This window comes from Algibacillus agarilyticus (assembly GCF_003286125.1).
Lineage (GTDB): Bacteria > Pseudomonadota > Gammaproteobacteria > Enterobacterales > Alteromonadaceae > Algibacillus > Algibacillus agarilyticus.
In genome coordinates this window covers 45,701-60,720 of the sequence record NZ_QMED01000014.1, presented here as the reverse complement: position 1 = coordinate 60,720, position 15,020 = coordinate 45,701, and the positions used below count along the sequence as shown (strand labels likewise).

Sequence of the window (15,020 nt, the reverse complement as noted above, 5' to 3'; positions counted from 1 at the left end):
CAGGGATACGCAGCGATATAACACCTAGTAATAGGGGAAACCTATGCTTCCCCTATTATTGATTAACGCTACTTTTGTGTATTAACCAAAAATGCGCGTTAAATGTCGGTCTAAAATATTTTCTGTTACGTTTTTATCTATAATGGCTTTATTGGCTTTTAATGCGATTAAATAACGCTCGCCCATTTGTGCTGCGACTTTATAGCCCACATGTAATAACTGACGTAAATTTAGGTTGTATTCAGGGTGGTCTAAATCATGACGTAAAGCATTAGCATATTGTTCGCCGGTCCAGCTATTTACGGTTTCAACACTGGGTAAACCGTTTTTATCAATGTCGATAACGGTGGCATAAGGCGCACATAGCTCGTCATATTTTTCAATTGATTTGGCATAAACCTCTTTCGCTATTTCAAGACCCTTTCCGCCTGATTCAGCTAAACCGATTAATTCTTCTAACCAAGTTGTGCCAGCCGTTTTAAGGTGTATACCGGCATCATGCTTTTTAAGATTACGACCAATTGAAGCATAAATAGAGAACTTATCAGAACCTGAATGCACACTTAATTTAAGTGTTTCGGGTAAACCAAATTCTTTAATTGCAAAGCTAATAACGGCTAAATCTTGATCAAAATCTTTATCAAATTGCTCAACATCACCAACGTAATCAACGCCTTTGTTAAAGCGCCCCGTAAATTTTGGCGCGATTGTTTGAGCAGGAATACCTTCTGCGGCGATCGCACTTAAAATAAAGAATAGCTGTAAGGGGGTTTGTGGATCTTCACATTCATCCATCGACACCTCTGTGACAAAAGGCGCTCCTTTTTCAGCATCAATTTTACGATAAATTTGTCCTGCCAGTTTTACGGCACCTAAAAACTCTTTAGCAACCGCTTCGATCGTTTCTTTTGTTACGGTAAAAGCGGCTTCAATACCTGGAATCGACAATTGACCGATGTATTTCTCTTGTGAGGCTATAAACGCATCAATGTCGGCTTGTGGTGCTGCTAAACCAATTTGTTCTGCTACATCTAACGTAAAAAAGTCGCTGCACGAAATAAAACGGTCTACGGTCCCTAATTGAATATGATCAGCATCGACATAATAAGGTAAGTCCCAAGCTTTTACTTTTACGGCTGCATCGGCTTCGTCGCGTAAACTTTGAGGCACGGTACCAATAATTTCATGTTCGCGGTTTGATTTATTCCAAACCGGGTAAACTTCTAAACCAAATTTTTCTTTTGCATCAATCATCGCCTGTAGTTGTGCTTCAGCTTGATGGCCAAAACGATCACCAACACCCATCGTAAACTTTTGAATTTTTTTCATAACACTCTCTCCAACTCAACATATTTAAATGCCATAAATACCCAGCACCTTAATGTGATGAGGCATGAACATGACAAACAATATGCCACCGGTAGCATAAATAACAATATACCGACGACATAAAAAATTATTTTAGGCGGCTAGTTAAATAACCAAAACACACCTAAACCAATCGACATAAATGCAATGCCGCAACGCAAAATACGATTAAAGTTATTTAATTTAGTCGCCATAAATTGTTGACTATTTTTTAAACCATAACCAAATAATGTCATACCGACAACACAAGCGGTCGAGAACAACACCATATAAGCCAAGCTTAATAACCCATTTTTTTGCATCATCGCGGGGATCAACGCAATCACCGGGGCACTCCCCGCTAACCCGTGTAGCATCCCCACCAAAATGGGTTTATGTTTTAACGACTCTCGGTGGGTATTTTGAGTACAATTATCACTCATAACCTCATGATTAATCAGCATATTGTGGTCTGTTTTATTTAACCAATGCACGTGCGTGATCGCCCCATGTTTATGGGCAACCAACGTGATTCGGTCACGATAAAATTGCCACATTAAAGCCAGTCCTAAAAAGATCAACAAAACGCCTACGGCCTGCTCGGCTAAAACGACTAACCACAGGGGTAAAGCAATATTAAATACAAACATTAACATGCCAGCCAGTAACAAAATGGCGCCATGCCCTAACCCCCAATTAACCGCATAAAATAAACTAGAGGCTTGTGAACTTCGTTTTTGAGCCATAGCCGACACAGCCATAATATGGTCGGCATCAAAAGCATGCACTAACCCAATAATAAACCCCATCCATAAAATAGAGATGAGTTCAGCATTAATCATGATTTGCTCACTTCTTGTTCATTTTCCTGCATATTCATCATTTTAATGGCCGCCACTGCTGCCCCAAAACCATTGCCAATATTCACGGTTACAATTCCGGGTGAACAAGACGCTAAAGCACTTTGTAGTGCGGCTTGTCCATCAGCAGAGACGCCATAACCAACCGCACTAGGTAAAGCGATAACGGGAGCGTGAATTAACCCCGCCAACACGCTAAATAATGCGCCTTCCATCCCCGCTACGGCTATCACTAATGCGTATTGTCTTATCTCTTCAAGGTTATCCATTAAGCGCCATAAACCAGCAACGCCAACATCACTTATAATCGGGGCAGAGAAGCCATTAAAATTTAATGTTCTGGCCGCTTCTTGTGCTAAAGCCATATCAGAAGTACCCGCGGCAACAATAAGCACACCTTGCTGCAAGGTATCATTTTTATCTTTATTAGGCTGATATATCGCGGTATTTGAAGCCGCATCGTAATCAATTATTTCGCATAAAGCAGAATCAATTTGTTGCCATGTTGCTTCGGTTAAGCGGGTTAACAACACCGCGGTTTTCTGTTTAAGATGAAAAACGAGTATGGCTTCAATTTGAGAAACCGTTTTGCCTGAACAATAAACCGCTTCTGCAATACCGGTGCGCATTTTACGTTCTGCATCCCATTTAAACGGCTGCATAATAAGGCTCCGGTTGTATAAAAGCCGACCCCTGGCGGTATGTTCTAATGCCGCTAAAAAGATACCCCTGCTGCTGACACAACATTTTTGTTGATTCTGTTATTACCGCTAACGGTTCACTTTTCGGTAAAGGTGAAATCTCGACAAATACGCCCTGATGCGTGATCCGGCAACGTATATCACCGTTATCAGCTAATAATTGACGAACACAGTCTTCAACTTGATCAATAAACTGAAGGTCACGAGCCGCAATAGTGATCCCCGTTTCAACCCGACTCGCTAAACAAGGCTGACTAGGTAAATGTTCTAAATCGGTTAAATTAAACTCGGCCGCTAACGCATAAATATCGGCTTTAGTTAATTCAGCCTCAATGTAAGGATGCACAACCTGTTGTTCTTCAGCCGCTTTTAAACCCGGTCTAAAATCAGCTAAATCGTCTATATTAGTGCCTGACATAACCACGCCATTTCGAACGCCTCGTAAACGGCTATACAAGTTAGATTTGCAAAAATAACAACGGTTGATTGGATTTTTTAAATAATCTGGGTCGGCAAACTCGCCAGCATCCAGCACCTTTAAATTCCACTCATATTGATGTGTATAGTTTAAAACGCGTTGCAACGCTTTTTTAGGTACCGCAGGTGAATGTGCATGTACCGCTAATGTGCGTTTAGGAAAATATAAATGGCTAACAAAACTCAACAACATACTGTCGATACCGCCACTCACCGCAATAGTTAATTGGGGGTACTTTGCTAAGCAATCAATGAGTCGATTCAACTTATCCGCTATATTCATCGTACAATCCTTGTTAATTGAGCCGCCGGTGAGTTTTGCTCTGCGAGCGCTTTAACTGCACGACGTCGAGCCAACGAATCGTATTTAATCAACTCATCATGTTCGATTTTTAATGTAGTGGTCGCATCTGGCCGCTGTACTTTTTTTACGGTTACAATATTGTCGGTATTTGATGTGCGCTCAAGACAGCGTCGTTGCTCAAAACGCCAGCGCAACCCCGTTGTCGATGTTTCAATAAAACACTGATCAATCACTTGTTTATGTAAACTTAAACACGCTTGTATCTGAACTTGTTCTACGTGACGACCTTTTTTACCACGTGCCGAAAACACATTAACGTCTAATACTCCGGTTGTTGCTCTTAATTTATCTAATGCTAATGCCACTTCTTCACCGGTCATATCATCAATATCAAAATGAATGATCGCGATTTCTTGTGCTTCTTCCTCTTTTGCGTATTCATAAACCATTGCGCGCAACATATTAGGCAGGCCGTTTAAGGTTCGATTGCCGCCGCCATAGCCCGAGGTTAATAACACGCTTTGTTCAACCGGTGTTAATTGGGGTTTTAAATAACGTAAAATAGCGGCACCGGTTGGTGTGATCCGTTCACCTTCAATGCCGTCGTCTCTAAAAGAAAAACCTTGCAATAATTCACTTGTTGCAGGCGCAGGAACGGGTAATAAACCATGCTGTGTTTTAACAAAACCACGCCCCATGGGTAGCGTTGATACACTCCAACTCACCTCTGCCAGCTGAGAAAAAATAATGGCTGCCGCGACGATATCCATTAAAGAATCCCAATCGGCTAATTCATGAAAATGAACGCGATCTAATGTGGTGTTATGTACTTTGGCTTCAGCGGTTGCCAATATGGTCAGTAAGTCACAGGCAATGTCTTTTTCATCTTCGCTCAATTCACTTTTGGCAATAAGCGACAATAAATATTTACACGTTGTTTTGATATGGGCACTTTCATGCTGATGTGTATGTTCTTGTGTATAAGAATGTTCGTGCTGATGCTTATGAACCGGTTGGGCCTCAGAGCCACTTGATTTAGCTAAATCAATCTCGGATGCAACAACATCATTCATTAAAGCAAAACGTTTAATACACATGCCACCATTAACCGTAAACCACGTTTTTACGTCACCCGCATCCGCCGGCATAATCGCTTTTAGTTTATCAAGAACAATCGTTTCTAAACGAGGAAATGCATCCAACATTGCACCGACAAACATATCGCCAGCGATCCCGCCAACGACATCTAAATGTATATGTTTTTTTGGGTTTAATTTAAGCATGCAATCCCCCTTTATGAATATTTTATTAATCTGATGGAGTTAAAATTCGTGTTAATTTTGACCTGAATAGTGATATTAAAATCAATTCAAACCACAACCTTGTTAAGCTTCAAACCGGGCTCGGGTTGACCATAAGCCTAATGCGGGGTTGCTCACATAAAATATTTCTTCACCGTCTGGCATCGTATTCCAACCGTCTTTTAATTCACCAATTGGATATCGCTTAAGCATTTCATCATAGTGACAATAGCCATAATTAACGGATTCAATTTCGGCTTGAGAAACACCATCGCCAGGGCAATAAGTTACGTTGAAACGTTTATCACTGGTGCCATGAATTAAATGTGCCGCAGCCGATAAATTATTGGCAAGTTCAGGGTTTTCTTTAACCGCGGCTAATGTTTCGTCTGTTGTTTTATAACCAAACTCGCGAATCAAACGGTCAATCTCTAAATCTTCACCAAAGCGATGTAAAGCTGGCGCTAAAATAATCAGTTCACCGGCATCAGCCATCGCCATACGCGTGCGATAAATCGCTTTATTGCCTAGCCATGTAGTTTTAAATTCAGAAGGTTCTAAATACACAATCGCCTTGTTGATCGGTTTATCTAATAAATTTAAATTAAGCTTTTGACTTAGCTCGGCAGCCGCTTCGTAGGTTTCGTTTCCTGAGCCGCAATACACACCTTGTAATGCTAATTTATCGTGTTTGTTACCTAATACCGTTAAAATAAATTCAATCGGCAAGTGTGTTAAAAATGCGTCATACCCTTCATTTAATGCTTGGCGCACAGGTGTGTTAACACGCCCCATGATGCGCTCCATGCCATAAACGGCACCTAAAAAATGTGATTTATGAATAGTGTCTGAGCCACCGGTACCCACCAAGATATTTTTGGTGTAATTAGCCATGCCAATCACTTCATGCGGGACCACTTGGCCAACAGAAATAATTAAATCCCAATTGCCTTCAACCAACAGTTTATTGGCCGCGACATCCATACTGTAATCGAGTTTGCCTTCAGAAAGCGCTAACATTCTACTGCTCGATATTTCACCCAACTTAACAACATCGGTACGCCATAAATGCGGCAAAAATAATTCTTTTGGAATAGCAGTACCAAACATCGCATCAATTTCGTGTGCCGGCATCGGCTCATGTGTGCCTAATGCCGGTAAAAAGAAAATTTCGGCCTGGTCTTTTAATTGAGCATATAAATAGGCCGAAATGAAACCCGCTTTAGAATAAAACCGTGTAATATCAGGTGGTAAAATTAAAATTCGCTTTGCATTTTTAGCCTTAACCGCAATAAACTCATCAAGAATCGCTTTTAACTGTTCATCTGAGATTGTGTTATCGGTGTCGACTTTATGGATTGGGTAATTCATTTTTTTATCTCTTCTATCGTTCGCGCAACAATGACATCAGGCGTAGAATCAATTGAAACCGTGATTGCATCTGTAGGCGCTTCTAGTGCTTCAAACTGACTATCTAATAATGTAGAGGCCATAAAATGGTTTTGACGATGCGCTAAACGATCACCTATGAGTTGTTTTGAACCCGCTAAATAAACAAATTTAACTTGTTCTGCTTGAGTAGAAACTAATACATCACGATAAGCTTGTTTTAACGCAGAACACGCTAAAACCGCACCGCCTTGTTGCAACCAACCAGACATTTGATCAGCTAAACGCGTGAGCCATGGCCATCTGTCGTTATCGTCTAATGCGACCCCACTGCTCATTTTTTTTATATTGGCAGCAGGGTGAAAATCGTCTGCGTCATAGAAAGCCAGTTTTAATTGATCAGCAAGCATTTGACCAATCGACGATTTGCCACAGCCACTTACCCCCATAACGATATAAATCATTTAATTAATCCTCGAGCTCTGTTGTAGAATGCGAAAATACTATATGCCACCGGTGGCAATGTCAAATACTATGCACTATTATTTACACTTAAGTAACATAAAAGTGTAATTTACCGAGCTAGTCATCGATTAAACACGAAACAATAGGCATCTAGAATCGCCGAAATGGATACATAAGCAGCATAAAAATGGCGAATAATCGTTAAACGTATATTAAAACCCAGTGCCAGTGTTCTTAACGACACCTCAAACGCCTTAAACAGATTAGGTCTACCAAAACCATGGCTGATTGATTACAATTGGCTTAAAGCTAATGTATGCTACCGGTATCTTTGCTTAAGTAGCGACATAAATAACCCCGCCTACACGCTGATCAGTCGTGAGGCCAATAGAGTATTGTTGGAAAAAAAATGGGTGAGGAAAAAGTCACAATTAATGATATCGCCAGATTAGCTGGCGTATCAAAAAGAACCGTTTCGCGAGTTATCAACCACTCAGATAAAGTCGGTAAAAAAACCCAAGAAATGATTGAAAAAATAATAGCAGAAAAAGGCTTTGTGCCCGACAAACAAGCGCGTGGCTTAGCCTCTAGTCGCTCGTATTTGCTAGGGTTAGTTTATGACAATCCCGATGCACTTTATATTGATGAAGTACAACGCGGTGTGTTGAGCTACTGCAGCCAACGTGGCTACGAGCTCGTTGTACACCCTTGCGAATATAAAAGTGATGACTTAATTGCCAATGTGATCTCTTTTGTCAAACGTTCAAAATTAGACGGTGTCATTATTTTACCGCCCGCGTCTGAAGTTGATCAGTTAGGTGCTACGCTAGACGATAATAATATCCCCTACATGCGTTTAGTCTCGGGAACCGACGAGCGCTCTGAACGCTTTGTTGTGTCAGACGATGGCAGCGCAATCGGTGAATTAACCGACTATTTAATTTCACTTAATCATACAAAAATAGCCATGATCACCGGTCCAATGATTTATCGTTCATCGAAAGAACGGTTTGGTGGCTTTAAACGTGCAATGGAAAAAGCCAACTTAAACATGCCCAGTGAATATATTGTTGAAGGCACTAACCAATATGTGAATGGCTTAGAGTGTGGTAATCAGCTGTTGAATTTAGATTCGGCGCCAACGGCCATTATCGCTAATAATGATGAAATGGCAGCGGGGGTAATGAAAGTCGCTTTATCAATGGACTATTCAGTGCCTAACGACATTTCAATTTGTGGTTTCGATGATAACTTACTCGCCTCGCGTATTATTCCACAACTAACAACCGTGCGTCGCCCAGTGCGCGATATGGCAATATCAGCCACTAAAAAGCTCATTACTATTGTTGAAAAAGGCAACCCTGCCATTATCGAAGAAAAATCAGTTTTTAGTCCAAAAGTGATTGTGCGAGAATCAACCACGCCACCAAAATAAATCTGCATACGTATTATAAATATTCAATTAAGAATATATACCCACAAGTCACTTCAACAGGCTAGTTCAGCGTCTTGAAGTCACTTGGGTAGCGCGTTTTTATCACTTAAATTAAAGCACTTTGCAATGAATCACCAGCATCAATAATTTTTTGATAGGCGCACGTTAAGGCTTGTTTAAAATGCACATTCGATCTTAATGTTTCAGGAATAATCCCTTCCTCCGCCAAAAAACACTCGATATCATTCATTGCATTATTGTTAAACCTTGAAACGATCGCGATTAATTGAGTTGCATTTGGATCATTTAACGTTTGTTGCTGTTGCGCTTTTAAATACACAAATTGGATCCATGCAGCGACCACTATCGACAATAATTGAATGCTGCGCGCTGCTTGCAAGTTTTCAGTGATCGGTTCTAAGGTGCGCACTGCAATTTTAATCGAACCATCACAAGCAATTTGTTCTAAATGATGTTGAATTTTAACATTCTCAAAACGCTTAATAATGTCGCGAGAATACACATGCAAATCTAAGCCGGCAGGCGCCGCAATAGAGGGAATAATCTCTTCATCAACTAAACGCAATAAATACTTTTTAATAATACTGTCGTTAATCGCCTGATAAACCGTATCGTAACCCGCAACTCGCCCTAAATAAGCTAACGCAGAATGCAAACCATTTAAAATACGCAGTTTGGTATGCTCATAGCCCGCCACATCGTTACTATAAGTGACTCCCACTTTATCCCAATGCGGAATATCAGCATGCAAGCAATCTTCTATCACCCACTGGGTAAACGATTCACGCTGCACAGGCGCACTATCAACTAGGCCCGTACTGTTAGTGATCAAATCTATCGTTTCTTGTTCGGTTTTAGGCGTTATGCTATCAACCATCGTATTGGGAAAATTAACTTGTTCACTAATCCAATCACTTAATTCCGACGATATAAAACGACTATATTGCACGATCGCCGCTTTCAATTTTTTACCATTTGCAGGCAAATTATCACAGGCTAATACTTGAAAAGGCGCAATGCCGTTTTCTTTTCGTGTTTGTAATGCTTTGCTAATTAAGCCAATCGCGGTTGAAGGGATTGCTTGGTTTAATAAATCATGTTTTATACCGGCTAGCGCCAAATCTAAATTACCTGCACTGTCTAAACAATAACCTTTTTCAGTGACGGTAAGCGACACGATTTTAGTGGTTGCGGCAGTCATACGTTCTAGCACTTGATCTAATTGCTCAGCGGCAACAAGCACTTCTTTAATGGCACCAACAACCTGAAATTCATTTTGCTGATCAAGCTTAGCGATCGTAAATAAATTATCTTGCGACGCCATCGCGTCACGCGTATGAGTGCTGCGCATTGAAACGCCACAGATAGCCCAATCGCCACCAAATTCATTTAACGCCTTTTCGGTGTAATAAGCTTGGTGAGAACGATGAAAAGCCCCCAACCCCAAATGGACAATTCCGATCCCCGTTTGCGAGCGATCATATTTTGGCAAGGTTAAACCACTATCGTCACCTTGCTGTTCAGCTAATTTAGCCAGATTAAAATTATTTAATTTCACAATTCTTTCCAATTTTGACAATACATAAAACACTGCTACCGGTGGCAATCTAGCAATTATAAGTAATAAGGTCAATGTATAATTACCTATGCAACCGTAATAAATTCATATAAAAAACAAAATAATTATATTTAAATAAAACAACTAAATTTAAGTGATTGATAATTAACCTTAAATAACGGTAATTAGCGCTATATACACTCAATTCACTTCAACAGGAGCCACGCCGCTTAAAATAAAGAGGTATTGATATTAATCCACCGCCGCTAGGGCGTGTTTATCTTTGTCGTATATATTTTGTTCAATTCCAAAGCGTTTTGATCGCGGCATTGGCTTGACGGCATAGTGGTTCTACGTCAAAAGCCAATAACAAAGAGCAAAACGTTTTGGATTGAACCCAAAGGGTAGCGAATTTGCACTATTTCTACTACGTTATCGCTCTTTTATGTAGAATAACGACACCGCAATCGCTCTGCCTTGTATAAATCGTGCAATTGATATTACGCAACAAAAAGCCCTATAGGTTAAATAGGGCTATTTTCTTTGCTCCCAAAGAAGCCAAACCTTCGGGCAACTAGCCTTGAAATCAAAATAAAGTTTACCTGCCCCATTTATCTAACTAAATCGAAACAACCTGTGCCCGACCCCATCTAATTTCGAGTGGGTGTCCGTTATTTATTCCTGACTTTATTGATTTGATTTTAATGAATTAGACGCTCTGGAACAGTTGACTTTACGCCCTTTTGTTTGTTTCCATTAACGTCAATAAGCTTAAAAAGCCTATCATATTCATTATAAATAAACTCATGGAGATCAGCCCACTGATTCAAAATTTCTTTGTTTGATTTTGATTGTCTAAAGACCTTCCCATTATCTATATCATAACCCACTACAGAACCATCATATTTGTATGCTCCGATATAAATAGCTCTACTTATGTGATAACCAAAAGAAGTGTTATTTGGCATAGCTATATCGAACGGTTGCTGGATAGTAGCCAAAACAGTCCTAGCTTTATCTTTGCGCAATCCATACATATATAACGTACCACAATAAAAATCTAATCCATTTACCGTCATGTAAAACTGTTTAAGTTCTTCAGGTAAAGCGTATGAAATTTGTGCTTCTAGATCTTCAATCTCACTTTCATCCAAAGGAGCATATAACGAGTGTAAATATGCTTTTGGAGCTATATCAGGAACATTTCTTAACAACACAGATCCATTTTCCGTTGTTATATTAGGGCTATCTATATACTTTTCTTTTAATAGCCTAATAAATTCGATAAATTTCATTCTTAATCTCTTAACTTATATTGCATTTGGATCATTAACTTCACCGCCCATAATTTGATAGGAGTTACACATAGCAGCGTCACCAGCAGCGCAACCAGCTCCAGCAGACATCATCATCAATCCCTCTGGACTATAAGTATCCATCACCTCCAGAACGCTAATACCTACGCCCAATGTTATAGAGAAAGTTCTATCCATTAGACTACCAACTGTCTGGTTTCTCCAATTGTTACCATGCTTAGCAAAGTGCTCTTCAGGAGTCAAAAATTCGATATTGTTAGGATCTCCAGCCTGAGTTGGATGATCTTTTACACTATTAATATGATGACCATGAAATCCGCTTGGAACTTTTCCATCCAACGCAATCGACTAAAATCAGCTGCTGTTGGATTAAAAAAGGTCAAAATAAAGCGATTGAAACAACGGGCAGCCAAACGCGATTAACTTAAATGATATTGTAGCGGCTCAGGTTACAACCATGATTATTTGACATATTCAATTGGCTGCTGATCATCTTAGTTAAATGCAATCGGGTTAGTTAGGGTATTTTAAATGAATGAGTTCGATATTCCAGCATAAAGCAGCTTCCACAAACTATTTTCATTCGGAAATGCCCCTTCGTCAATTTTCTAAACTGACGATACACAGCCTCAACGGCATTCGTCGTATAAATCCCCTTGCCAAGGTAAGATTACGTGTGCATAAAAAACAAGCTGAAAGACTTTATCTGCATAATCAGTAGCTAAAGCGGTTTTAAATCGTTTAGCTTTTAACCCTTTGTTAACGCTTGTTTCTAATTTTAATAAGCACATAAAAGGCCCGTTCCTTCTTCGCAAGAGAATAATTTTCTCTATAACTAATAAAAAACACCTTCCTTTATTTATGCGTTCGTATAAATAACGGAAAGCGTTTTCATTATCACCCTTTATTTATGCGTTCGTATAAAATTATAGTGTTAGCGGTGTTTTATGGTAGTATTCATGCGTTCGCATAAATAAGGTAGTTCTAATGCAAGTTAAAATAAGAAATATAAAACAGCTAGGCGCTGTATCTAAGCTTGTAAGACAAAGCCAATCGCTTGATCAAGAAACCGCAGGGCTATTATCAGGAAATGGCTTAACCTTTATGAGCCAATTTGAAAATGGAAAAGAGACAGTGGAAATTGGCCGGGTGCTTACTCTATTGGAGCAATTAGGCATAGAGCTTGAAATTAATTTACCTCCAAACCTACCTGAAAAAACAATTGATAAGCTAAAGGCGTTGCATAATATGGATGTAGGGTGAATAAATGCGCAAGCTAAATATATTCATTAATCAATTAAAAGTAGGCTCGCTATTCGAAGAAAATGATATATGGGCTTTTCAATATTATGATATGTGGCTTAACCACCTAGAGAGGCACCCTATTTGTCCTCAAATTCCACTACAAGCTGAGAAGCAGGTAGACGGTTCAACAAAGCGATATATTCAATGGTTTTTTGATAATTTATTACCTGAAGAAGGAGCTAGAACGTTATTAGCAAAAGATATAAAAATAAACGAAGCCGATTCGTTTGGTATTTTAGCTATTACTGGTGCTGAGTCTGCGGGTGCAATTACATTATTAGAATCAGAAAATGATAATGCTGAAAAAGGCGTTATTGAGTTGTCCTACTCTGAGTTAAATTCTCGAATTAAAAGTCTTCCGGATGTTCCATTAAATAATCAAAAAAGTAAAAGAATGTCTATTGCTGGGGCACAGCATAAAATGTTGATTATTAAACAGGGTAATCAATTTTTAGAGCCTGTAGGGGCGACCCCATCTTCACATATATTAAAACCAGAGCACTCAAAACCCGATATTTATTGGCAAACGGTCAGGAATGAGTGGTTTGTAATGAACTTAGCGGAAGCTGTTGGCTTGGATGTGCCTCATACAGAGGTTTGTTACCTCCCTAAGCCTGTATATATTATTGAGCGATTTGATAGAAAAAATTTATTTCCGGATCAACTTAGGATGCACGCATTGGATGGGTGCCAATTACTGGGCTTAAGCCGCTCACTTAAGTATGCACAAAGCAATGTAGTACAATTAAAGCAATTTACAGAAGCTTTAAGAGGCAAAGGTAAAGCAAAAATTACCGTTTTAAAGTGGGCAATTTTTAACGCCATAGTAGGAAATACCGATGCACATTTAAAAAATCTATCTTGCTTAGTCACTCCTGATGGAATGGTGCTATCACCAATGTACGATCTTATAAGTACCGCTATATACGATGATGAAGGCCGCCATTTGCACGCTGAATTATCTCAACCAATGGGAAATGCAAAAGTACTAGGGAAACTTACTCGTAATGATGTCTTAGAGTTTGGCGAAGGGCTAGGTTTAAATAAAACGATCACTCAACGTGAGCTTGATAAAATGTTGAAAATAATAGAAATAGAAGCAGATAAAATTATTGAGAATGTCACTAAGCTTGAAGGGATAACAAATAAGGCTGGTGAACTCCATATGCTAAGAGAGATTCGTTATAAAATGATCCAAGAAATGGTAACAAGATTACAACCATGATGATTTGACATAGGTAGTGTTTAGAAATCGATATCAGCTTAATTTTTTTAAATATTAAGGGCAATCTAAACGCCCTTCAAAATAAAACGCCAATGATGAATGGAGGGCATTATCCACTTCTCGGTGGCGTTCAACATGCCAGCATAAAACAGCGTCAATAGGCTATGTTCATTCGGCCCCCTTCGTCAATTTTCTAAACTGACGACGCACAGCCTCAACGGCATTCGTCGTATAAATCACTTTGCCAAGGTAAGATTACGTGAACTTAAAAAAACAAGCTGAAAGACTTTATCTGCATAATCACTAGCTAAAGCGGTTTTAAATCGTTTAGCTTTTAACCCTTTCTTAACGCTTGTTTCTTTTTTAATAAATGCAGCACTAAATGGCGTAATACAGCCTTGTTTCTGCTGCATGACCTCGCCTCACTCGGCTTAAATTTTCATGTTTAATACCTTAGCTTTAAATGTTTTGGGTCAACGGGGCGTGTTTTAGCCGCGAGTGGATGCTGCATAGTACGCAACGCCACTAAAACGAGTTGTGCCACTTCGCGCGCACCCATTTGATTTAAATGGGTATCATCTCTTACGCCATTCGGGTAATTAGGATGCAAGCCCGGTTTAATGTGCATAAAACGTATAGCGGATGCTTGATCACCTAATTGATTAAAATAATCGCGAGTTAAGCGCTCCATATCGATAAAAGTAACATCAGGGTTTTGCAATGCCACTTTTTGTACCAATGGCGCGTAAGGGTGGGTTTCTTTTAATTTACCATTATCTGCAAAATATCGACGGGTGATTGAGCTCATTAAAATGGGATACGCTTGTTTAGTTTTTACGTCGTTTATAAAGCGCTGTAAATTTTCTTGATATTGCTTTGGTGTAGTAAACCGATCTTTTTTTCGGGCAGATTCGTCATTATGACCAAATTGAATAATCACATAATCGTGTGGTTTTACGGTGTTAATTAATGTGCCCCAAATGCCTTCTTCAATAAAGGTACGGGTACTTCGACCATTTTTAGCATAGTTTGCAACGTTTATATCGTCGGCAAAAAAAGTAGCAAAAGGCACACCCCATCCTGTTTCTGGGTAGTCTTTAGGGTCTTTTATCGACATGGTCGAATCACCCGCCATGTGTATGGTTAATGCCAAAACTTGACTGGTTAAGGTCATCAATACTCCCCCAACCAAACTGAGAATAATACGTTTCTTGATTGTGCTTTTTTTCATGTTTTTTTTCACCTTTTTCTCATTATTTGAAGCAACGTCTTAAATGTAAAATACCCACTAAAATCGCTCTTAGTGGGTATTGTTT

The 15,020-nt window shown here is 39.4% G+C and carries 16 protein-coding genes and 2 pseudogenes; 3 read left to right on the top strand and 15 right to left on the bottom strand.

Going from position 1 to position 15,020, the window contains the following annotated elements; genetic code table 11:
* Positions 1–81 precede the first annotated feature (81 nt).
* The 7 genes from DPX34_RS12230 to DPX34_RS12200 form a co-directional block, all read right to left on the bottom strand.
* Positions 82–1,329 (bottom strand): tagaturonate epimerase family protein, encoded by a 1,248-nt coding sequence (locus DPX34_RS12230; RefSeq protein WP_111978715.1) that lies wholly within the window; start codon positions 1,327–1,329, stop codon positions 82–84.
* Positions 1,330–1,469: 140 nt separating this feature from the next.
* On the bottom strand, positions 1,470–2,189 hold the full coding sequence (locus tag DPX34_RS12225; protein ID WP_111978714.1) for a hypothetical protein: 720 nt from the start codon (positions 2,187–2,189) through the stop codon (positions 1,470–1,472).
* The gene (larB, locus tag DPX34_RS12220) at positions 2,186–2,869 is read right to left on the bottom strand and encodes a nickel pincer cofactor biosynthesis protein LarB (RefSeq protein WP_111978713.1); all 684 of its coding nucleotides are present in this window, start codon (positions 2,867–2,869) and stop codon (positions 2,186–2,188) included. Before larB ends, DPX34_RS12225 begins: the two co-directional genes overlap by 4 nt.
* Entirely contained in the window at positions 2,856–3,668 is an 813-nt protein-coding gene (larE, locus tag DPX34_RS12215; RefSeq protein WP_111978712.1) for an ATP-dependent sacrificial sulfur transferase LarE, read from the bottom strand. The genes larB and larE overlap by 14 nt, the downstream gene beginning before the upstream one ends.
* Positions 3,665–4,972 carry a nickel pincer cofactor biosynthesis protein LarC gene (larC, locus tag DPX34_RS12210; RefSeq protein WP_111978711.1) on the bottom strand — a complete coding sequence of 436 codons (1,308 nt, stop codon included), beginning with the start codon at positions 4,970–4,972 and terminating at the stop codon, positions 3,665–3,667. Before larC ends, larE begins: the two co-directional genes overlap by 4 nt.
* Positions 4,973–5,074: 102 nt before the next feature.
* Positions 5,075–6,361, bottom strand: coding sequence for a nickel-dependent putative hexonate epimerase (locus tag DPX34_RS12205; RefSeq protein WP_111978710.1), 1,287 nt, complete (start codon positions 6,359–6,361; stop codon positions 5,075–5,077).
* Positions 6,358–6,843 (bottom strand): gluconokinase, encoded by a 486-nt coding sequence (locus DPX34_RS12200; protein WP_111978709.1) that lies wholly within the window; start codon positions 6,841–6,843, stop codon positions 6,358–6,360. Before DPX34_RS12200 ends, DPX34_RS12205 begins: the two co-directional genes overlap by 4 nt.
* A gap of 410 nt (positions 6,844–7,253) precedes the next feature.
* On the opposite strand from DPX34_RS12200, the gene DPX34_RS12195 reads away from it, so the two are divergent.
* Positions 7,254–8,279, top strand: coding sequence for a LacI family DNA-binding transcriptional regulator (locus DPX34_RS12195; RefSeq protein ID WP_111978708.1), 1,026 nt, complete (start codon positions 7,254–7,256; stop codon positions 8,277–8,279).
* A 106-nt stretch (positions 8,280–8,385) separates the two neighbouring features.
* On the opposite strand, the gene DPX34_RS12190 is transcribed toward DPX34_RS12195, so the two are convergent.
* From DPX34_RS12190 to DPX34_RS21750, 5 genes and pseudogenes are all read right to left on the bottom strand, one after another.
* Positions 8,386–9,858 carry a mannitol dehydrogenase family protein gene (locus tag DPX34_RS12190; protein ID WP_111978707.1) on the bottom strand — a complete coding sequence of 491 codons (1,473 nt, stop codon included), beginning with the start codon at positions 9,856–9,858 and terminating at the stop codon, positions 8,386–8,388.
* A gap of 701 nt (positions 9,859–10,559) precedes the next feature.
* Positions 10,560–11,153 (bottom strand): SMI1/KNR4 family protein, encoded by a 594-nt coding sequence (locus DPX34_RS12185; protein WP_111978706.1) that lies wholly within the window; start codon positions 11,151–11,153, stop codon positions 10,560–10,562.
* Positions 11,154–11,168: 15 nt separating this feature from the next.
* On the bottom strand, positions 11,169–11,513 hold the full coding sequence (locus DPX34_RS12180) for a hypothetical protein (protein WP_111978705.1): 345 nt from the start codon (positions 11,511–11,513) through the stop codon (positions 11,169–11,171).
* Between the two features lie 197 nt (positions 11,514–11,710).
* A pseudogene (locus tag DPX34_RS12175) lies at positions 11,711–11,841 on the bottom strand (IS256 family transposase); the annotation flags it as partial.
* Positions 11,804–11,965 (bottom strand): hypothetical protein, encoded by a 162-nt coding sequence (locus tag DPX34_RS21750; RefSeq protein ID WP_157964711.1) that lies wholly within the window; start codon positions 11,963–11,965, stop codon positions 11,804–11,806. The gene DPX34_RS21750 and the pseudogene DPX34_RS12175, both read right to left, overlap by 38 nt.
* 196 nt (positions 11,966–12,161) lie before the next feature.
* Here DPX34_RS21750 and DPX34_RS12170 point away from each other — a divergent pair, with 196 nt between their 5' ends.
* Both DPX34_RS12170 and DPX34_RS12165 read left to right on the top strand, forming a co-directional pair.
* Entirely contained in the window at positions 12,162–12,437 is a 276-nt protein-coding gene (locus DPX34_RS12170; RefSeq protein ID WP_198673696.1) for a helix-turn-helix domain-containing protein, read from the top strand.
* A 4-nt stretch (positions 12,438–12,441) separates the two neighbouring features.
* Positions 12,442–13,704 carry a HipA domain-containing protein gene (locus DPX34_RS12165; RefSeq protein WP_111978704.1) on the top strand — a complete coding sequence of 421 codons (1,263 nt, stop codon included), beginning with the start codon at positions 12,442–12,444 and terminating at the stop codon, positions 13,702–13,704.
* Positions 13,705–13,758: 54 nt separating this feature from the next.
* Here the strand turns inward: DPX34_RS12165 and DPX34_RS22020 are convergent.
* The 3 genes and pseudogenes from DPX34_RS22020 to DPX34_RS12160 form a co-directional block, all read right to left on the bottom strand.
* Positions 13,759–13,956: pseudogene (locus tag DPX34_RS22020) on the bottom strand (hypothetical protein); the annotation flags it as partial.
* Positions 13,941–14,117, bottom strand: a complete 177-nt coding sequence (locus tag DPX34_RS22430; protein ID WP_157964710.1) for a hypothetical protein — start codon at positions 14,115–14,117, stop codon at positions 13,941–13,943. The gene DPX34_RS22430 and the pseudogene DPX34_RS22020, both read right to left, overlap by 16 nt.
* 32 nt (positions 14,118–14,149) lie before the next feature.
* Entirely contained in the window at positions 14,150–14,935 is a 786-nt protein-coding gene (locus DPX34_RS12160; protein ID WP_111978703.1) for a rhamnogalacturonan acetylesterase, read from the bottom strand.
* Positions 14,936–15,020 lie beyond the last annotated feature (85 nt).